This is a genomic window from Nocardia niigatensis NBRC 100131 (genome assembly GCF_000308655.1).
Lineage (GTDB): Bacteria > Actinomycetota > Actinomycetes > Mycobacteriales > Mycobacteriaceae > Nocardia > Nocardia niigatensis.
Map to the genome: position 1 here is coordinate 103,680 of NZ_BAGC01000019.1, position 18,823 is coordinate 122,502.

The following is an 18,823-nucleotide window of genomic DNA, read 5'->3' on the forward strand; positions in this document are numbered from 1 at the left end:
ACGGTGATGTCCTTAGGCGGTGAAGAGCGGATCGCCGGGCAGACGATGGGAATCGCCCGCGACCGGGGTCGCGTAGTTGTAGTCGAACAGGGTGGCCGGGTCCGGGTGCGGGGATCGGTCGGCGAAATCGACCGCGGCGCGCACGCGTTCCCTGACATCGGCCTCGATGGCGGCGGCGGAGTCCTCGCTCAGTACGCCCGCGTCCAGAAGCCGGTTGTGCCACAGCACGATCGGGTCGTGCTCGGCCGCGGTGGAGACGGCGTCCTCGGTGCGGTACTTGGCCGGGTCGACCACCGAGTGGCCCTTCAGCCGGTAGGAGACGGCCTCGAGCAGCGCGGGTTTGCCCTCGCGGCGGGCGGTCTCGATGAGATCGCCCGCGACCTCGCGCACGGCCAGCACATCGGTGCCGTCCACGCGCTCACCGCGCATGCGGTAGGAGGAGGCGCGCCTCCACAGATCCGGTTCGGCGGAGGACTTCTCGACGGTGGTGCCCATGCCGGTCTGGTTGTTGATCACCAGGAACACGATGGGCAGATTCCACAGCGCCGCGATGTTCAGCGACTCGTGGAAGGCGCCGATATTGGTGGTGCCCTCACCCATCTGGCACACTACGACGTCGTCGCCGCCGCGGTAGTCGATGGCCAGCGCCGCGCCGATGGCGAGCGGAACCTGGCCGCCGACAATGGCGTAACCGCCGAGCAGTCGGGTGGCGGTGTCGTACATGTGCATGGATCCGCCCCAGCCCTTGGAGGTGCCGGTGGAGCGTCCGTACAGCTCGGCCATGACGCGGCCGGGCTCGATGCCCTTGGCCAGCGCGTAACCGTGCTCGCGGTAGTTGGTGAACAGGTAGTCGGTGGGGCGCATGGCCTTTCCCACACCGACGACGGTCGCCTCCTCACCGAGGTTGAGGTGGCAGTAGCCGCCGATCTTGGCCTGCTGGTACGCCTGCGCGGTGCGCTCCTCGAAGCGGCGGATGAACAGCATGTCGGTGTACAGCTCGCGCAGCGTGTTCGCATCCGCGCCGCCGAAATCGGCTCCGCCGAGCAGGTTTTCGGCTGCGCCCTTTTCGAACGTGGCTGCGTCGGCGGCCTGGTCGGCCGGGCGGGTGGCCTTGCGCGCCGTCTTGCGCGGCGCGGCGGTGGTCGTGGTCATGACGGGACTCCTCAACGCTTCCGGGGCGGCGCGACGTGAACCGGCAGGCCCAGCCCGACCAGGGCGGCCTCCATGCCGATCTCGCCGAGGGTGGGGTGGGCGTGAATGGTGTCGGCGAGCTCGTCGAGGGTCGCCTCCAGCGAGATCGCCAGGGCCCCTTCGGTAATGAGATCGCTGGCCGACGGGCCGATGATGTGCACGCCCAGCACCTCCTGGTGCCGCTTGCCGGCGACGATCTTCATGAAGCCCTCCTGATCGCCGAAGGACTTGGCCCGGCCCAGCGCCGCGAACGGGAACTTGGCGGTGATGACGTCGTGGCCCGCGGCCTTGGCGGCGTCCTCGGTGAGGCCGACGCTGGCGATCTCCGGATGGGTGAAGGTCGCGGCGGGGATGACGTTGTAGTCGATGTGGGCGTCGCGGCCGGCGATGGTGTCCGACGCGACCAGGCCCTGATGCGAGGCGACATGCGCGAGCAGCGCCTTACCGGTGACGTCGCCGATGGCGTAGACGTGCTCCACGGCGGTGCGCAGTTGCGCGTCGACGGGAATGAAACCCCTTGCGTCGGTGTCGATTCCGGCGACGTCGAGGCCCAGCCCGGCGGTATTGGGGCGGCGGCCGACGCCGACCAGCACCACGTCCGCGGCGAGCTCCTGCGCCTGCGGGCCGCCGACGGTGACCGTCAGGCCGTTGTCGCCCTGGGCGAGGGCGGTGACGGTGGCGCCGGTCAGCACCTTGATACCGCGCTTGCTGAACGAGCGCACCAGGGCGGTGCCGATCTCCTTGTCCTCCAAGGGAACCAGGCGATCCTGCATCTCCACCACGGTGACATCGGCGCCGAACTCGTGGAACAGGTTGGCCCACTCGGCGCCCACCGCGCTGCCGCCGATGACGACCAGCCGCCTCGGCACCTCGGTGAGGCCGAACGCGCCGTCGGAGGTGATCACGCCGGGCAGGTCCGCGCCCGGGATCGGGAGGACGGCCGGGATCGAACCGGTCGCGACGATGACGTCCTTGGCGGTGACCGTGCGGACCGCGTTGGCGGTCGGGGCGGCGGCGTAGCGCGGGCCGCCTTCATAGATCGGCGACGGACCGGCCTCGACGATCTCGACAGCGGTCGGGCCCGTGAAGCGGGCGTGGCCCTCGATGACGGTCACGCCATTGGCCTTCAGCAGGCCCGCGACGCCGTCGGTCAGCTCCTTGACGATGCCGTCCTTGCGCTGCCGCACCGCGGCGTAGTCGAAGCGCAGGTTGTCGGCGTAGATGCCGAAGTCGGCGGCGTGCGCGACGGTGTGGAAGACCTCGGCGGACCGCAGCATCGCCTTGGTCGGGATGCAGCCCCAGTTCAGGCAGACGCCGCCCGGGCGTTCCTTCTCGGCCAGGGCCACTTTCAGGCCCCGCTGCGCGGCGCGGATGGCGGCCACGTAACCGCCCGGACCGCCGCCGATCACCAGAAGATCGAATTCCGGCACTCGTGGTGCTCCTCGTTCTCGATTGCTCGACCCGCCATCGGTTGTGATACGAGTCATCCCGATCGAGTCTGTCGGTCACCAAATGCACAATCAATGCACTCGAAGCCCATATATGACAGGGCGCGATTGGGCGGAGAGCACAATCAGTACCCGTCAGTAGCGGGCATTCGACGGCTCAGTCGCGGGCGGTGCCGGTCAGTTCCAAGGCGGCCAGGGCGAGGGAAAGTTCCAGGTAGACGCGCTGCCCCTCGAGCGGGCGGCCGAGCAGCGTGGTGATGCGCTGCAGCCGGTTGATGACCGTGTTCCGATGGCAGTGCAGCTTCGGCGCGGCGTTCGCGGCCGAGCAGTTCTCGGCCAGCCAGACGGCCAAGGTGCGCAGCAGGATGTCGCGTTCCTTGGGCTGCAGATCCAGCACCGGGCCGAGGGTGTGCGTGAGGAGTAGATCGGTCAGATCGGGAGAGCGCAGCAGCAGCGCCTCCGGGTAGCGCTCGTCCAGCGACACCAGCAGTCCCCGCTTGTCGCCGGGCACCGTGTCCAGGGCGAGCACCGCCAGCCCGTGCGCGGTGTCGATCGCCGCCAGGCCCGCGACCACAGGGGAAACACCTGCCCGAACCCGGATCAACGGCCGAATCTGTTGCAGCACAGCGGAAGCCTCGCGATGCTCCAGCGACACCAGGCCGACCGTGGAATCCACCCGCTCATGCCAGACGGACCGGATACCCGACACCCCCAGCGCCGCCTCGGTGCCCATGTGCAGCCGCGGCCCGCCCTCACCGCGCGCCACCACCACGAGATACGCCCCGTTCGCGGGCAGATTCAACTCGCGCCCGGCTCGCGCCGCGAAGGTCGCGTCGTGCGCCCGGCCCGCCAGCAGATCCTCGATCAGCGAATGCCGGCGCCGCTCGTCACTGCGCACGCGATCGAGTTCGGTGTTCCGGTACGAGGTCACCAGCGCCGACGACATGCCGTCGACCACGGCCCACATCGCCGAACCGACCTGTCGGGTCTCCGCCGAACCGATGTCATCGGCCTTGTCCAGCAACGCTTCCCACACGATCTGGCCGCCCAGCCGGAAAGTTCGCAGCATGGCTTCCAACGGCACGCCCTGCTCGGCCCGTCGCCTGCCGATGGCCGCGGCCACATCGTCCCCATCCGGATCCGGCGGCTGCCCGCCCAGCAGATCCAGAATCCGCGTCAGATACCGCCGGCACCCGTCCCGCAGATCCGCGCGCGGCACCGCCGTGTAGTCCGTCCATCCCGGGTTGTCGGTGAAAATGGCCCCGATCAGCTGCTTCGTGAGCTCCGGCACCTCCGCCTGGCATGCGGCGGCCAACCGTTGGGTACCAACGGTCGGAACCGGATGCCTGGGAGCCGCCACGATCCTCAACCTACGCCGCGGCACCGGACGCCCGAGCGAGCCCGGCCCGCCCGCCGGTCAGCGACTCTCGATCGAGCCGAGGACCGGCTTGATGTCCAGGATCGGGGTGCCGTCCATCGCTTCCAGGCCGGCCACCCCCAGCACCTCCGGGCCGACCGCGGTCAGGGTGACCTCGTGCAGGCCGATCGGGTTGGGGCGGTCGGGGGAGCGGGTGGCGAAGACGCCGGTGGGCGGGCGGGTGCGGTCGCCGCGCGGGTAGACGGCGAGGGTGTCACGGCTGCCCGCGTGCAGCCAGGTGAGCAGGATGACGCGCATGCCCGGATGGAGATCGGCTGCGGCCGCCGCGAATTCGGGGGCGAGGATGATGTCGGCGGGCGGGGCGTCCTCGTCGGCCTGGCGTGGGGCGCCCGCCCGGTCGGTGAGCGGGGAGCGGACCCGGCCCACCGGGCGCACCTCGAAATGATCGGGGCTGCTGGGGGATTCCGAGGACACGATCGTCTGCTCCTTCCGTCGAGGGGCCGAACCGTTGGCCCGGCCATTGCCGTTATAGCCGACGGGGTAGCCGGCGTCCATGATCGATTCCCGGCCGAGCGTGACGAACTGCGATGTCCGACGTCCGCCGCGGCGTCCTCGCGCGGGGCATCGATCTTGTGACATGGGGATTGCCGGCTGCTGTCACATTCTGCGGGGTTGGTCGGTCATGAAGGTGTGGGCGGGCAACGGACGTGACGAACTGGACCTGGTGGCACGGGAATTCGCCAGCCGAACCGGCGGCGCCCCGCGCGTCGTGTTCGATTTCACCGTCGCCGACGGCCGGATCACCGCCATCGAAATGCTCGCCGATCCTGATCTGCTCAGTGACCTGAACCTCGAAATGCGCTGAGCCAATTCGCCATCCGGCGAACACACACCGGCATTCACAATCGCGATCGGGCCGTTTCCGAACGGCCTGATCGCCGTATCCGAGATCATTTCGGAGATTTGCCGGAGACGGTGTTGAACCGATTCCGCCATGATTTCCGCTGATCAGACTGGGCGCCACGGTTTTTCGCCGACCTGGTGTTTGGACGGCGTATGATCGGCCGCGATGGGCACCCGGAGCCAGCGCCTGCGAGTTATGACTACCGACTGGGACGTGTTCGTGCACGGCCTGGCCGGCTTTCTCGCGAAACTACCCTCGCGCGCGACCGTCATCCTCGCCGCCACCGGCAATCGCTACGTGCAATTCCAGCAGTTCGATATCAAACTCTCCGCCGAGCTGACCGGCAATTACTATCTCGCCGAACCGATTTCCGAAACAGCGGACCGGCTACTACGCGATCTCGGCTGGACCGCCCCCGCTCTCCAGCACGAAATCGAGAACTGGCGCCGCACCCTTTTCTGGCCCATCGGCCGCACCGGCTTCGAGGATCTCGCTTGCTCCGCCGCGCGCGGCCTGCACGAAGCCCTCGGCGTCCCGACACCCGACGATCTGCGCGCCACCGGCTGGACCGCGACCACCGCCCTGGATCTTTCCGCCCTGGCCGCGCCGTCCCGGCCCCGGTCGGACCAGCAGGACGATACGTAGTGCGCCCGCGATCGTGCCTTCAATTCCGCACAGCAGTGGGGAATTTCGGGCAGCCCCAGCTCGCCGGGCAGCCCCGGGTCACGCGGGCCAGTGCGAGCGACCCCAGTTGATCAGGGCAACCATGTCGTCGCCTGCGACGGCAGTGTCGAACTCCCCGTCGAAGCTCTCCTCACCCGAGACGACGCCGCACAGCCGGACCTGGCTGTCGTCGAACCTGGCGGTCGACCGCGTTGTTCACAGGCGAGAGCCCCGTCGCGGGTGAGGCGACGGAGCTCGGCGGGGGAGCGGGTCAGCCCACCAGGTTGTGGTGCAGGCGCAGGATGGTGCCGGCGTCCAGACCCAGGCCCTTGGTGAGGAAGTGGTCGAAATCGCCGTACCGCTGGTTCATCTGGTTCACCGCGGTGTCCAGATACTCGTCACTGACCACCTGGAGCGGGATCAGCAGATCGGGGTTCTGCATGATCCCGGCCGCCTTCAGCTGCGCCCGCTGCGCGGCGTCCGCGGCGGCCCGGTACTGGTTGGACAGCAGGTAGTCCTGGCGCGCGATGGTCTCCGGTACACCTACCGCCCGCAGCAGCACATACGTCATCCAGCCGGTCCGGTCCTTGCCCGCCGTGCAGTGGTAGAGCGTCGCCCCGCCGGCGGCCGCGATGTCCTTGACGGTCTGACCGAACTTGGACACCGAATCCGCGCTCAGGAAGCTGACATACGCGTCCTTCATCATCTGCTCGGCCTTGCCGTCCCCGAGCGCCGCCTGCTGCTGCACCGGGTCCTTGGACCCGATCGCCTGCGCCATTCTGATGTACATGCCGCCGTCGTCGATCGGCCGCGTTGATGCACATGCCGCCGTCGTCGATCGGCCGCGCCACCGCGGTCAATCCGCTCGGCAGCCGATCCGCCCCCTGCGCCTGCACCTCGGCCTGCGTCCGGAAGTCGATCACCTTCTGAATACCCAGCGTCCCCAGCTTCTGGACATCCGCATCGGTCAGCTTGTTCAGTGCATCGGACCGAATCACCTTGCCGGACCGCGTCGGATCCCCGGTATAGGTGATGTACCCACCCATATCCCGGACATTCACCGCCCCCTGCAAGGTGATCTGCGTGGCATCCGCCCGCATGATCGGCGCACCCACCGCAGCCGGCACGCCGCCTCCCACCCCGAGCGCCGCGGTAGCAACAGCAGTCAAAGTGAACACTGAAACACGAAGTCGTGCAAAACGTTTGGTCTTCACAGCCCGCGACGCTATGGCGGCTTACGCCTCCCCCGCAGACCTACCCACCAACCATCCGACCCACCGAACCTGCCACCCCGCCCACCGGGACAACGCCTGGGCCCCCGCCAATGTCATTGCACCCCAGTAAATCTCGCGCAACCATTCTACCGCGCCCACTCGCCGGCTTCAGCCCTGGATCGACCCCCGAGCGGGGGCTTGAACAGTGGAAGCGCACCGCTATCGCCCTGTGGCTGCGCATGTCCGGCTTCGAGGGGCGGGGCCCCAACCACCCTGCGGTCGAGGCCCCGGAGATCGGATGCGGCCCGATGTCGTAGCGATTCCCATGGCCCAATCTCGATTTCTGATAAACGAGCTGGGGATTCCACATCGACTGTGATTCCGAGATCGTGTGCCCAGCAGGCGAGGCCGAGAAGCGGAATCGAGAGCCGCCGTCTGGTTCGACTGGCGGTGTGGACGCGCAAGGGGGCGCAAAGCGTTGCGGTGGAAGGGGATCGAGAGTGTCGGCGCGGTGCCGAATCGGCGCGACCAGTTACTTGGCTAGGGGAGAGCGTGAATGTGGAAGAGCAGATGGAAGTCGACATGGCGATCGGGCAGTGCGTGCTCGCGGAGATGTACGAGGAGGACGCCGCGGCGGAACTGTCGATCGACATCGCAGGCGGGCAGTAGAGCGTCGCGGTGTCCTCGGATACCCGATCGGCGATCATGCCTTCCGACAACCTGCTGCAGACCGTCGGCGCACTGGTCGATCTGCACAGCCGAGCGGGAACCGGGCCGGCAGGCATGGTCTACCGGTACTCGAAGAACGAGGATGGGCGGTGGGCCATGGCGAGCAGCTTCGAATACGGGGAGCCCGCACCGCATTTCGGGCAGCCGCAGGAGCGGCGTGGGTGGCGACGCTGGCTCGGGCGCTGACGTTCTCGGGGTGAAAAGGGCGGAGCCCCGACCGCTCGGCGGTCAGGGCTCCTGAGATCGGTTGCGATCCTTCGACTTACACGTCGAAGTACAGCTCGAACTCGTAGGGGTGCGGCCGCAGGTTCACGGGCGCGATCTCCTGGGTGCGCTTGATGTCGATCCAGGTCTCGATCAGGTCCTCGGTGAACACGCCACCCGCGGTGAGGTAGTCGTGGTCCTCCTCGAGGCGGTCGATGACCGACGCCAGCGAGGTGGGGGCCTGCGGGATGTTCTTGGCCTCCTCCGGCGGGAGCTCGTAGAGGTCCTTGTCGACGGGGGCGAGCGGCTCGAGCTTGCGCTGGATGCCGTCGATGCCGGCCATCAGCATGGCGGCGAAGGCCAGGTACGGGTTACCCGAGGAGTCCGGCGCGCGGAACTCGATGCGCTTGGCCTTCGGGTTGGAACCGGTCACCGGGATACGCACGGCAGCCGAGCGGTTGCGCTGCGAGTACACCAGGTTGATGGGGGCCTCGTAGCCCGGCACCAGACGGTGGTACGAGTTGACGGTCGGGTTGGTGAACGCCAGCAGCGACGGGGCGTGGTGCAGGATGCCGCCGATGTAGTGACGCGCCAGGTCCGACAGGCCCGCGTAGCCGGCCTCGTCGTGGAACAGCGGCTTGCCGTCCTTCCACAGCGACTGGTGGGCGTGCATGCCCGAGCCGTTGTCGCCGAACAGCGGCTTCGGCATGAAGGTAACGGTCTTACCCTCCTGCCACGCGGTGTTCTTCACGATGTACTTGAACAGCTGCAGGTCGTCAGCGGCGCCCAGCAGGGTGTTGAAGCGGTAGTTGATCTCGGCCTGACCGGCGGTGCCGACCTCGTGGTGGCCGCGCTCCAGCTCGAAGCCCGCGTTCTGCAGGTTGGTCGAGATCTTGTCGCGCAGGTCGACGTAGTGGTCGTACGGGGCGACCGGGAAGTAACCACCCTTGTTGCGAACCTTGTAGCCACGGTTCGGGGTGCCGTCCAGGTTGTACTCCGCACCGGTGTTCCAGGAGCCCGAGATCGAGTCGATCTCGTAGAAGGCGCCGTTCATCGCCGAGTCGTAGCGGATCGAGTCGAAGATGTAGAACTCCGCCTCGGCGCCGAAGTACGCGGTGTCCGCGATACCGGTCGAGCGCAGGTACTCCTCCGCCTTCCGGGCGATGTTGCGCGGGTCGCGGGAGTAGGCCTCGCGGGTGAACGGGTCGTGCACGAAGAAGTTCAGGTTCAGGGTCTTCGCGGCACGGAAGGGGTCGATCCGCGCGGTGCTGAAGTCGGGGAGCAGCAGCATGTCCGACTCGTCGATCGACTGGAAGCCGCGGACGGACGAACCGTCGAACGCCAGGCCCTCGTCGGCGAGATCAGCGGTGAACGCCTTCGCCGGGATCGAGAAGTGCTGCTGCACACCGGGGAGGTCGGTGAAACGAATGTCGACGTATTCGACCTCCTCCTCCTTGATGTACTTGATGACCTCGTCGGCCGTGCTGAACGCCACTTGTACTCCTTACGGATCGGTTCCCAGCCAGTGGTGACTGCATGGGTTCGTCGCGACCACACGGTATGGACGCGGTGTTTCCCTGCAATCAAGGCTGTGTTTCGCCAGTGTTACACGCACAGCTGGCCGGGGGTTCGGCGGTGCCCCCGGGTTCGCGAAGACGCCACAGCGGTCGCCGAGCAATGCTCGACCAGCAGGAACATCCTGCCACCGACCTGCCCGAAGCGGCTGTTAAGACTCTGAAAAGTTAGGGTCCTTACCAGGTGAAGCCCGGCCATCGTGACAATCCTCACCGTCGGGCATCCACCTGGCAATCTCGGATGCTGAACGATTGCGCAGTACCCCGGAATCGGGTGAACAGCTAGGACGCGCCCATATATGGTTCCCGTCCTCGCGCCCCGACCGGCAGGGGTGCGAAACCGGTCCGCCGACGCCGCCTAAGCTGGGCCCATGGCTCGTATCACCGGCTCCTGGCTGTCCGGACCGAACGCCGAATCCGGAGGCAACCCGCCCGGTGAATATCAGGGCAAGGAACTCGGCCTGCCGCAATCCGGACCCGGCGCGCTCGCCCCCTTCACCCGCCGGGTGCTGGCCCTGGTCGTCGACTGGTTCATCTCGATGGGCCTGGCCGCGATCATCGTGCGGCCCGACGCCGAGCGCATCATCTCGAAGATGACCATTCCCAAGGGGCAGCAGCCGCCCTCGCACTTCGAGGTCATCACGCAGGCGCTGTCGACGCCGACGCTGCTGGTGTGGTTCGTGCTCGGGATCGCCGCGGTCACCCTGTTCGGTTTCACGCCCGGCCAGTACTTCCTGAAGCTGCGGGTCACCCGGGTCGACGCCGAGGCGCCGGTCGGTTTCATCCGCGCCCTGGCCCGGCAGCTCATCCTGCTGTTCGTCATCCCCGCCCTGTTCACCGACAGCGACGGCCGCGGCATGCACGACCGCGCCACCGGCACCACCCTGGTCTACAGCCGCTGACTCCCGTCCCGGACTTACGCGCGGGTTGATTCGAAACACACCTCCCGCGCGCGTCGACGTGCGCCGGGACCGTGACCTGCGATGCTGTTGGTGCACTGTGTAATAGGGCGTTGCCAAATGTTCACCCCAGTTTGCTTTCAATCGGTATGGTGACGGCGATTTGCCGGGACGCAGCCGCCAGGTTGACGTCGGGCAGGTAGCTGATGTTGTGCCGATGGAGGATCGATGCTCGAGGACTACCGGGCTGCCGCGCGGAGATTCAGCCGGCGGTCCCTGTTCGCGACCACCGGCCTGCTCGGCCTGGCCGCCGCCGGCGCCGCCGTCAGCGCGGGCGGTAACGCCGCGGTCGACCCCGAGGAGATCGGCCAGGCCACCGCTGTCGGCATCAATCCTGTCATCCGGGTGGAACGGGTTTACTCGACCGCCCGCCGCCGCGATGTGGACCTGGTCACCATCCTGCCGCCCGGCGTTCCCACCGAGAACCTGCCGGTGTCACTGCTGCTGCACGGCCTGCACGGCACCGCCCGCACCGCGGCCGTCGGCAATATCGCCGACCTCCTGGCCGCCGCGGTCGCCACCCGGCTCTCCCCGGCCTTCGGTTTCGTGGCCCTCGACGGTGGTGACAACTACTGGCACGACCACGGCACCGGCGACGATCCGATGTCCATGCTGCTCAACGAGGTTCCCGGCTGGCTGGCGCAGCGCCGTCTGGGCGGGCCGGGCGGCATGCCGTTCGCCTGCACCGGCACCTCCATGGGCGGCTTCGGCGCGCTGGTCTACTCGCGCCGCCGCTTCGAACAGGGCCGGCCGCTGAACGCGGTTGCCACCATGTCGCCGGGGTTGCTCACCTCGTGGACCGAGATGGCCAAGCGGAACGCCTTCATCGACGCCGATCAGTGGGCGGCGCTCGACCCGCTGCGCAACCTCGACAAGGCGGGCCCGGCCCCTGTCGGGGTGTGGTGCGGCGACCGCGACCGCTTCATCGACGGCTGCCGCCGCTACATCGCCACCGCCCACCCCGAGGTGGGCCTGGTGACCCCGGGCACGCACACCGACGAGTACTGGAGCACGGTCACTCCGGACGTCCTCCGCTTCCTCTCCCGCCACGTCGGCTGACACCGGATCCGCGCGCGAATACCGCTGCGCCGCTGACGGTTCCGCAACGAACGAGGCCCGCGTCCTGGGGACGCGGGCCTCGGCGTTTCCGATGGATCAGCGGCGGCGGATGCTGCGCTGAACGCCGCGCATCTTCGCGCCATTCGGCAGCGGACCCTTGGGGAGGGCCGGGCCGCCACGGGTGGCCAGCGCCGACAGCCGGCCCTCGATGAGGTCCATGCGCTTGGCGTCGATATTGCGGGGAAGCTTGGTCAGGTAGCGCTGCAGTTCCTTCAGCGGCACCTGGTCCTGCTCGTTGCCGATGACGACGTCGTAGATCGGAGTGTCGCCGACGAGGCGGGAGACCTTCTTCTTCTCCTGGGCGAGCAGGGATTTGACGCGCTGCGGCGAGCCCTCGGCGACCAGGATGACACCGGGCAGGCCGACCACGCGGTGCACGGCGTCGAGCTGGGTGGTGGCGGCGACACCGGGGGAGACGCGCCACTTGCCCTGCAGGTTGTCGAGCACCCAGGCGGCCGCGCCGGCCTGGCCCTCGGCCTTGGCGTACACGTTCTTCTGGACCCGGCGGCCGAAGATGATGAACGCGGCCAGCGCGCCCAGCAGCAGACCGATCGGCAGCAGGAACCACTGCATGCCGAAGATCAGGCCGATCACCAGGAACACCACGGTGATGCCCACGAAGGCGCCGATCATCAGCGGCAGCAGCAGCTTGTCTTCCTTGCGCTGCATCTGGAATGCCTGCCAGAGTTGCTGGCGGCGCTCCTTCGACGCCTGTTTGCGCGCCGCCTTCGCCGCGGCCTTCGCTTCCTTCGACGGATTACCGCCCTTGCCTGCTGCCATGCGATCCAGCTTAATGGCCCGGGTACGCCCGGTTCGCGACGGGATCATCGGGATGGCGGGCGGTCGGTGCCGCCAGGGCCTCAGCCCGTGCTCTTGGCCTTGTCCCGCATCGACTCCGCCAGCTGGGTGGGCATGGCCTCGTGCCGGGCGTAGCCGCGGGTGAACGTGGCCGCGCCGTGCGCCAGCGAACGCAGGTCCACCGCATAGCGGCTGAGCTCCAGTTCCGGCACCTCGGCGCGAATCGCGGTGCGCCCCAGCCCCACCGGCTCGGTGCCCAGCACCCGGCCGCGACGGCTGGACAGATCACCCAGCACCGGGCCCACATAGTCGTCCGCGACCACCACGTTCACTTCGGAAATCGGCTCCAGCAGACTGATACGCGCGGCGCCGGCCGCCTCGCGCAGCGCCAGCGCCCCGGCCATCTGGAAGGCCGCGTCCGAGGAGTCGACCGAGTGCGCCTTCCCGTCGTACAGGGTCACCCGCACATCCACCAGCGGATATCCCGCCGCCACACCCCGGAGGGCCTGGGCGCGCACACCTTTCTCCACCGACGGAATGAACTGCCGCGGAACGACTCCGCCCACCACCTTGTCCACGAACTCGATCCCGGACCCCTCCGGCAGGGGAGCCACCTCGATCTCGCAGATGGCGTACTGCCCGTGCCCGCCGGACTGCTTCACGTGCCGACCGCGCCCGGACGCCTCGGTGGCGAAGGTCTCCCGCAATGCCACCTGGTGATCGACGACGTCGACCTGCACCCCGAACCGCGACCGCAGCCGTTCCAGCGCCACATCGCGGTGCGCCTCACCCAGGCACCACAGCACCAGCTGATGGGTGTCGGGATTCTGTTCCAGCCGCACCGTCGGATCCTCGGCGACCAGCCGCGAGAGCCCCTGCGACAGCTTGTCCTCATCGGCCTTGCTGTGCGCCTCGACGGCGACCGGCAGCAGCGGATCCGGCATGGACCACGGCTCGATGATGAGCGGATAGTCCTTGGCGGACAATGTGTCTCCGGTCTCGGCGTGCGAGAGCTTGCTCACGCACACGATGTCCCCGGCGATGGCCTGCGGCAGCGGCCGCTGCTGTTTCCCGAACGGCGCGGACACGCCGCCGACGCGGTCGTCGGCATCGTGGTCGCCGCCATCGCCCGCATTGTGCCCGCACACGTGCACGGTGTCGTCGGCGTGCAGCGTGCCCGAGAACACCCGCACCAGCGACAACCGGCCCACATACGGATCGGAGGCGGTGCGGATCACCTCGGCGGCAAGCGGCGCGGCCGGATCACACGCCAGCGCGGCGGCCTTGCCGCCGGATCCGGTCGCGGACACGGGATGCTCTGCGGGCGTGGGGAATCCGCGCGTGATGAGATCCAGGATCTCGACGGTGCCCAGCCCCTGCCGCGCGCCCTCCGGCGGCGGCGCGGCGATCAGCACCGGATGGAAACTCCCGCGCGCCACGGCCTTCTCGAGGTCCGCGACCAGCGTGGCGAGGTCGATCTCCTCGCCGCCGATGTAGCGGTCCATCAGGGTCTCGTCCTCGCTCTCCGCGATGATGCCCTCGATGAGCCGGTCGCGAGCCTCCGCCATCTGTTCCCGCTGCTCCTCGGACGCGGGCGTTTCGAGGCGTTCCCCGGTGGCGTAGTCGTAGACGTGCTGGGTGAGCAGTTCGATGAGCCCGGTCACCGGCCGGTGCCCGTCGGGCGCTTTGGGCCCGTACACCGGAAGATGCAGCGGCAGCATGCTTTCCGACCGTCCGCCGCCCAGGATCTCGCGGCAGGTCTCGGTCATCTCGTCGAAATCCGCACGCGCGGTGTCGAGGTGGGTGAGCACGATGGCGCGCGGCATGCCGACGCGCGCGCACTCCTCCCACAGTGCCAGGGTCGCCCCGCTCACGCCCTCCACGCCCGCGGCGCTGGAGAGTACGAAAAGGGCCGCGTCCGCTGCCCGCAGACCGGCCCTGAGTTCCCCGACGAAATCGGCGTAGCCGGGAGTGTCCAGCAGATTGACCTTGACCCGCTCCCAGCCCATCGGCACCACCGACAGCTGGACCGATCGATGTTGTCGCTGCTCGATGTCGTCGTAGTCGGAGACGGAGGTCCCGTCCTCCACCCGCCCGGCTCTGGGTACCGCCCCGGCCGCCACCGCGAGGGCCTCCACCAGCGTGGTCTTCCCGGACCCGCTGTGCCCCACCAGCACCACATTCCGTATTTCGTCCGGCCTCTCGGCCACGACCACCCTGCCGTTGACGCCTTGCGCCGTCGTCGTTCGCTCGACCATGGCTCGCTCCCGGGGTCGATCATTGCGGTAGTTCGAGCTTCCCACCAGCGAGGCTGTCCCGTGCGCGAATCGCGGGATAACTCGTCTACCAGCGTTTCAGCGGGGGCCGCACGGCATTCACCCGGAGGTCACGGGTCATGGAGCCCGCATAGACGACTGCGCGCCGCGTCCCTCACGGGTCGCGGCGCGCAGTCGGGAATCGAGTGACGCGAATTCGGTGCGCTACGAACCGAAACGGGCCAGCACGCTGGTGGCCTCCTGCGAAGCGGTGCCCTCCTCGGCGAGGTGCTGCATCTCCGGGGAGATCTCGCGGCCGTGGTGGCGCATGGCCTGCGCGTAGAGCCGCCCGGCCCGGTAGGACGAGCGAACCAGCGGACCCGCCATGACACCGGCGAAGCCCATCTCCTCGGCGGCCTTGGAGTGCTCCACGAACTCCTCCGGCTTCACCCACCGGTCGACCGGGTGGTGACGCGGCGACGGCCGCAGGTACTGGGTGATGGTGATGATGTCGCAGCCCGCCTCGTGCAGGTCGCGCAGACCCTGGGTGACTTCCTCCGGGGTCTCGCCCATGCCCAGGATGAGGTTGGACTTGGTGACCAGACCGGCCTCGCGCGCCGCGGTGATGACCGCCAGCGACCGCTCGTAGCGGAACGCGGGCCGGATGCGCTTGAAGATGCGCGGCACCGTCTCCAGATTGTGCGCCAGCACCTCCGGACGTGACTCGAACACCTCGGCCAGTTGCTCGGGCACCGCGTTGAAGTCCGGGATCAGCAGCTCGACGCCGGTGTGCGGGTTGAGCCGCTTGATGGCGCGGACGGTCTCGGCGTAGAGCCAGGCGCCGCCGTCCTCGAGGTCGTCGCGCGCGACACCGGTGACGGTCGAGTAGCGCAGCCCCATGGCCTGCACGCTCTCGGCCACGCGCCGCGGCTCGTCCCGGTCCAGGGCGGCGGGCTTGCCGGTGTCGATCTGACAGAAGTCGCAGCGGCGGGTGCACTGTTCACCGCCGATGAGGAAGGTGGCCTCCCGGTCCTCCCAGCACTCGAAGATGTTGGGACACCCGGCTTCCTCGCAGACCGTGTGCAGCCCTTCGCGTTTCACCAGGCCCTTGAGTTCGGTGTACTCGGGGCCCATGGTGGCGCGGGTGCGGATCCACGAGGGCTTGCGCTCGATCGGGGTCTCGGCGTTGCGGGCCTCGATGCGAAGCAGCTTGCGGCCATTGGGTGCGGCCGTGTTATCGGATGCCGGGGTATCGACGGAGGTCACTTTGTCCACCCTACGCTGGTGATCATTCGGCCTTGGCAGGCACGGTTCGCGGCACCACCGGGAGCTGATCGGTCGTCGATGCGGGAAGCGGCTCCGGACATTCGGCTGACGTCTTCACGCAGTGGGAGATGGTGTGGTCGGCCACCTTCAGAGCGCCATCGAGGGCGCGCGCGATCGCGTCGGCCGCCAGCGGCCGCACCTGGTCGACGGTCACCTCACGCCCGAGTTCGCGACTCAGGGTGGTGACCCCGGCATCGCGAATCCCGCACGGCACAATGGCATTGAAGCCGTCCAGGCTGGAATTGCAGTTGAGTGCGATGCCGTGCATGGTGACCCCGCGCTGGATGCGCACGCCGATGGCCGCCACCTTGCGTTCGGGCTGATACTCCGTCTCCGGCACCCAAACGCCCGAACGGCCTTCCACCCGGCCGGTTTCCAGTCCGAGCTGCGCGCATACCGCGATGAGCGCTTCCTCCAGCCGACGCACGTAGGCCACCACATCGACGGGTTCGGCCAGCCGGACGATCGGGTAGCCGACAAGTTGCCCCGGTCCGTGCCAGGTGATCTTCCCGCCGCGATCCACCTCGATGACCGGAGTGCCGTCCATAGGCAGATCCTGCGGCTCGGTGCGGCGCCCGGCGGTGTAGACGAAGGGGTGTTCCAGCAGAAGCAGCCGGTCCTGCCCGATGCCGTCAGCGCGTTCGGTGGCAATGGCTCGCTGAAGCTCCCAGGCTTCCTGATAGTCGATGAGGCCCAGATTCTCGACGGAAAGGGGTGTGTCGTCGAAGCGGGCCGATACCGCGCTGGGTAACGGTGCGGTGGCCGTACTGCTCGTGCTCACGGCTGCGACGTTACCCCTTCATCGAGGACAGTCTGCATCAGTGTGAGATCCATCCAGCGCCCGAACTTGTGCCCGACCTCGGGTAGCTGCCCGACGATCCGGAACCCGAACTTCTCGTGCAGGGCGATCGACGTGCGGTTACTCGATTCGATCGCCGCGATCATGGTGTGCACGCCGTTCAGGCTCGCGCGGTCCAACAGCTCTCGCATGAGCGCGGTGGCGACGCCGCGGCGCTGGAATATATCCGACACGTACACCGAGTTCTCGACCGCGAAGCGGTAGCCGGACTTCGGCCGGAACTGGCCGTAGCTGGCGTACCCCGCCACCCGGCCGTCGATCTCGGCCACCAGCACCGGATGTCCTGCCCCGGTCCGTGTCGCGAACCACGCCTTGCGCTCGTCCAGGTCGGCGAGCTCGGTATCCCAGATGGCCGTGGTCTCGGCGATGGCGTTGTTGTGGATCACCAGGATCTCCGGCAGATCGCTCTCACGCGCATCCCGCACCAGCAGGTCGGACGGTTGATCGGTCACGTCCCACACGGTATCGACGGGTCCGGTGTGATGTGCGCCGCGCCCATCGGAACGGGCCGGATCAGCTGGACTGGCCGAGCGTCGCGGACAGCGCCGCGCCGATGGTCGGGTGCTGGAAGGAGTATCCGGCCTCTTCGAGAGCGGTGGGAATCGCCCTGGGGCCGTGCAGGATTGCCTCTTCGGCGAACTCGCCGACCGCCAGCCGCAAAGCGAACGCGGGCACCATCAGCGGCGTCGGCCGGTGCATGACGCGGCCCAGCGCCCGGGTGAACTCCGCATTGGTGACGGGCGCGGGACCCACCATATTGACTGGGCCGGAAAGGGTTTCGTGGGTGAGCGCGTAGATGATCGCGCCGACCTCGTCGTCCAGGGAGATCCACGGGACGTACTGGCGGCCACTGCCCAGGCGTCCGCCGAGGCCGAGATAGTAGAGGGGGTACAGCATTCCGAGCATGCCGCCGTGCCGGGCCAGCACCACCGCCGAACGCAGCAGCACCGTGCGCACGCCGGCCTCGGCGGCCTGTGCGGTGGCGGCCTCCCAGTCGGTGCACAGGCGGGCCAGGAAACCTGTTCCGGCGGGGGAACTTTCGGTGACGACCCGGTCGCCGCCGTCGCCGCCGTAGTAGTGCACGCCGCTGGCATTGACCAGCGTCGGCACTCCCGCGTCGGCGACCGCGGCGGCCAGCACGTCGGTGGGGACGATGCGGCTGTCGCGCAACTCCTGCTTGTAGCTGCCGGTCCAGCGCTGCCGCCCGATGCTCGCGCCGCAGAGATTCACCACGGCGTCGGCGCCGCGCAGCGCACGCTCGTTCAGGTTGGAACGGACGGGGTCCCAGGTGAATTCGTCGCGGGCGTGCACGGGACGGCGCACGAGGCGGGTCACCTCGTGCCCGTCGCGGCGCAGAGCCGCGACGAGCGCCGTCCCGATCAGCCCGGACGAACCGGCGATCACGACCTTCATCCGATCAATCCCGCAGCCGGCATCCGAGGACTCCTACAGGCCGAGGTCACCCTCGAACGCCGCCTCTTCCAGCCGGTGCTTGACGGTGGTCAGGAAGCGACCCGCGTCGGCGCCGTCGATGAGGCGGTGGTCGTAGGTGAGCGGCAGGTAGGCCATCGACCGGATGCCGATGAACTCGGAGCCGTCGTCGCTGATCACCATGGGGCGCTTGACGATCGCACCGGTGCCGAGCATGGCGGCCTGCGGCGGCAGCAGGATCGGGGTGTCGAACAGCGCGCCGTTCGAGCCGATGTTGGTGATGGTGAAGGTGCCGTTGGCGAGCTCGTCGGGCTTCAGGCCGCCGGTGCGGGCACGGTTGGCGATATCGGCGATGGCGCGCGCCAGTCCGGCCAGCGACAGGTCGTTGGCGTTGTGGATGACCGGCGAGAGCAGACCCTGCTCGGTGTCGACCGCGATACCCAGGTTGACCACCGAGTGGTAGGTGATCTCCTTGGTGTCGGAGTTGTACGACGCGTTCATGTTCGGGTGCACGGCCAGTGCCTCGATGACGGCCTTGGCGTAGAACGGCAGGAACGTGATGTTCACGCCCTCACGCTGCTTGAACGCGGCCTTGGCGCGGTTGCGCAGGGCGGCGATCTTGGTCATGTCGACCTCGTGCACCTGGGTGAGCTGCGCGGTGGTCTGCAGCGACTCCACGGTCTTGGTCGCCGTGATCTGCCGGATGCGGGTGGCCTTCTGGACCGTGCCGGGCAGGTGCGCCAGCGACGGACGCGGCGCGGGCGCGGCGGC

General features: G+C 68.3%; 18 protein-coding genes and 1 pseudogene. 5 read left to right on the forward strand and 14 right to left on the reverse strand.

All coding sequences use genetic code 11. The features are described 5' to 3' along the window. Window positions 1-12: 12 nt before the first annotated feature. The 4 genes from pdhA to tsaA all read right to left on the reverse strand — a co-directional run bounded on the left by pdhA (window position 13) and on the right by tsaA (window position 4,572). Window positions 13-1,152 carry a pyruvate dehydrogenase (acetyl-transferring) E1 component subunit alpha gene (gene pdhA, locus ON33_RS06420; RefSeq protein ID WP_083868637.1) on the reverse strand — a complete coding sequence of 380 codons (1,140 nt, stop codon included), beginning with the start codon at window positions 1,150-1,152 and terminating at the stop codon, window positions 13-15. A gap of 11 nt (window positions 1,153-1,163) precedes the next feature. Beyond that, on the reverse strand, window positions 1,164-2,621 hold the full coding sequence (lpdA, locus tag ON33_RS06425; protein WP_040856347.1) for a dihydrolipoyl dehydrogenase: 1,458 nt from the start codon (window positions 2,619-2,621) through the stop codon (window positions 1,164-1,166). Between the two features lie 175 nt (window positions 2,622-2,796). Further along, a complete protein-coding gene (locus tag ON33_RS06430) occupies window positions 2,797-4,023 on the reverse strand; it encodes a PucR family transcriptional regulator (protein ID WP_505790909.1) in 1,227 nt (408 codons plus the stop codon). Window positions 4,024-4,056: 33 nt separating this feature from the next. Next, a complete protein-coding gene (gene tsaA, locus ON33_RS06435) occupies window positions 4,057-4,572 on the reverse strand; it encodes a tRNA (N6-threonylcarbamoyladenosine(37)-N6)-methyltransferase TrmO (protein WP_085996683.1) in 516 nt (171 codons plus the stop codon). A 127-nt stretch (window positions 4,573-4,699) separates the two neighbouring features. Between tsaA and ON33_RS06440 the strand changes: the two genes are divergently transcribed. Beyond that, window positions 4,700-4,882: a hypothetical protein gene (locus tag ON33_RS06440; protein WP_157184433.1), complete on the forward strand. Its 183-nt coding sequence runs from the start codon at window positions 4,700-4,702 to the stop codon at window positions 4,880-4,882. A gap of 204 nt (window positions 4,883-5,086) precedes the next feature. Beyond that, entirely contained in the window at window positions 5,087-5,566 is a 480-nt protein-coding gene (locus ON33_RS06445) for a TY-Chap domain-containing protein (RefSeq protein WP_157184434.1), read from the forward strand. 289 nt (window positions 5,567-5,855) lie between these two features. Here ON33_RS06445 and ON33_RS43100 read toward each other — a convergent pair whose 3' ends face one another. Next, complete coding sequence (locus tag ON33_RS43100; RefSeq protein WP_051151707.1) at window positions 5,856-6,374, reverse strand: tyrosine-protein phosphatase; 519 nt, start codon at window positions 6,372-6,374, stop codon at window positions 5,856-5,858. An 82-nt stretch (window positions 6,375-6,456) separates the two neighbouring features. Further along, a pseudogene (locus tag ON33_RS43105) lies at window positions 6,457-6,684 on the reverse strand (tyrosine-protein phosphatase); the annotation flags it as partial. An 819-nt stretch (window positions 6,685-7,503) separates the two neighbouring features. Between ON33_RS43105 and ON33_RS06455 the strand changes: the two are divergent. After that, window positions 7,504-7,713 (forward strand): hypothetical protein, encoded by a 210-nt coding sequence (locus ON33_RS06455; protein WP_157184435.1) that lies wholly within the window; start codon window positions 7,504-7,506, stop codon window positions 7,711-7,713. A 76-nt stretch (window positions 7,714-7,789) separates the two neighbouring features. Here the strand turns inward: ON33_RS06455 and glnA are convergent, their stop codons facing one another. Then, window positions 7,790-9,226 carry a type I glutamate--ammonia ligase gene (glnA, locus tag ON33_RS06460; RefSeq protein ID WP_040856361.1) on the reverse strand — a complete coding sequence of 479 codons (1,437 nt, stop codon included), beginning with the start codon at window positions 9,224-9,226 and terminating at the stop codon, window positions 7,790-7,792. Window positions 9,227-9,676: 450 nt separating this feature from the next. Between glnA and ON33_RS06470 the strand changes: the two genes are divergently transcribed. Then, entirely contained in the window at window positions 9,677-10,207 is a 531-nt protein-coding gene (locus tag ON33_RS06470) for an RDD family protein (protein WP_040856365.1), read from the forward strand. A gap of 225 nt (window positions 10,208-10,432) precedes the next feature. Further along, entirely contained in the window at window positions 10,433-11,323 is an 891-nt protein-coding gene (locus ON33_RS06475; protein WP_051151708.1) for an alpha/beta hydrolase, read from the forward strand. 96 nt (window positions 11,324-11,419) lie between these two features. Here the strand turns inward: ON33_RS06475 and ON33_RS06480 are convergent, their stop codons facing one another. The 7 genes from ON33_RS06480 to sucB all read right to left on the reverse strand — a co-directional run. Continuing rightward, a complete protein-coding gene (locus tag ON33_RS06480) occupies window positions 11,420-12,163 on the reverse strand; it encodes a DUF4191 domain-containing protein (protein ID WP_040856458.1) in 744 nt (247 codons plus the stop codon). Between the two features lie 80 nt (window positions 12,164-12,243). Continuing rightward, window positions 12,244-14,439 (reverse strand): elongation factor G-like protein EF-G2, encoded by a 2,196-nt coding sequence (locus ON33_RS06485; protein ID WP_040856367.1) that lies wholly within the window; start codon window positions 14,437-14,439, stop codon window positions 12,244-12,246. A 222-nt stretch (window positions 14,440-14,661) separates the two neighbouring features. Beyond that, window positions 14,662-15,702 carry a lipoyl synthase gene (lipA, locus tag ON33_RS06490; RefSeq protein ID WP_040856461.1) on the reverse strand — a complete coding sequence of 347 codons (1,041 nt, stop codon included), beginning with the start codon at window positions 15,700-15,702 and terminating at the stop codon, window positions 14,662-14,664. 22 nt (window positions 15,703-15,724) lie between these two features. After that, entirely contained in the window at window positions 15,725-16,543 is an 819-nt protein-coding gene (gene lipB, locus ON33_RS06495) for a lipoyl(octanoyl) transferase LipB (protein ID WP_083868638.1), read from the reverse strand. Continuing rightward, window positions 16,540-17,052 carry a GNAT family N-acetyltransferase gene (locus tag ON33_RS06500; RefSeq protein WP_040856467.1) on the reverse strand — a complete coding sequence of 171 codons (513 nt, stop codon included), beginning with the start codon at window positions 17,050-17,052 and terminating at the stop codon, window positions 16,540-16,542. The genes lipB and ON33_RS06500 overlap by 4 nt, the downstream gene beginning before the upstream one ends. Before the next feature lie 82 nt (window positions 17,053-17,134). Further along, window positions 17,135-18,034 (reverse strand): TIGR01777 family oxidoreductase, encoded by a 900-nt coding sequence (locus tag ON33_RS06505; RefSeq protein ID WP_040856368.1) that lies wholly within the window; start codon window positions 18,032-18,034, stop codon window positions 17,135-17,137. Between the two features lie 33 nt (window positions 18,035-18,067). Next, a partial coding sequence (gene sucB / locus ON33_RS06510) for a 2-oxoglutarate dehydrogenase, E2 component, dihydrolipoamide succinyltransferase (RefSeq protein ID WP_040856370.1) occupies window positions 18,068-18,823 on the reverse strand: 756 nt, incomplete at its 5' end.

Excerpts from the sequence above, each read along its gene's own strand:
- pdhA (WP_083868637.1), bottom strand. The coding sequence starts at position 1,152 with ATGACCACGACCACCGCCGCGCCGCGCAAGACGGCGCGCAAGGCCACC.
- tsaA (WP_085996683.1), bottom strand. The coding sequence starts at position 4,572 with ATGGACGCCGGCTACCCCGTCGGCTATAACGGCAATGGCCGGGCCAAC.
- ON33_RS06440 (WP_157184433.1), top strand. The coding sequence starts at position 4,700 with ATGAAGGTGTGGGCGGGCAACGGACGTGACGAACTGGACCTGGTGGCA.
- ON33_RS06445 (WP_157184434.1), top strand. The coding sequence starts at position 5,087 with ATGGGCACCCGGAGCCAGCGCCTGCGAGTTATGACTACCGACTGGGAC.
- ON33_RS43100 (WP_051151707.1), bottom strand. The coding sequence starts at position 6,374 with ATGTACATCAGAATGGCGCAGGCGATCGGGTCCAAGGACCCGGTGCAG.
- ON33_RS06455 (WP_157184435.1), top strand. The coding sequence starts at position 7,504 with ATGCCTTCCGACAACCTGCTGCAGACCGTCGGCGCACTGGTCGATCTG.
- ON33_RS06470 (WP_040856365.1), top strand. The coding sequence starts at position 9,677 with ATGGCTCGTATCACCGGCTCCTGGCTGTCCGGACCGAACGCCGAATCC.
- ON33_RS06475 (WP_051151708.1), top strand. The coding sequence starts at position 10,433 with ATGCTCGAGGACTACCGGGCTGCCGCGCGGAGATTCAGCCGGCGGTCC.
- ON33_RS06480 (WP_040856458.1), bottom strand. The coding sequence starts at position 12,163 with ATGGCAGCAGGCAAGGGCGGTAATCCGTCGAAGGAAGCGAAGGCCGCG.
- ON33_RS06485 (WP_040856367.1), bottom strand. The coding sequence starts at position 14,439 with ATGGTCGAGCGAACGACGACGGCGCAAGGCGTCAACGGCAGGGTGGTC.
- ON33_RS06505 (WP_040856368.1), bottom strand. The coding sequence starts at position 18,034 with ATGAAGGTCGTGATCGCCGGTTCGTCCGGGCTGATCGGGACGGCGCTC.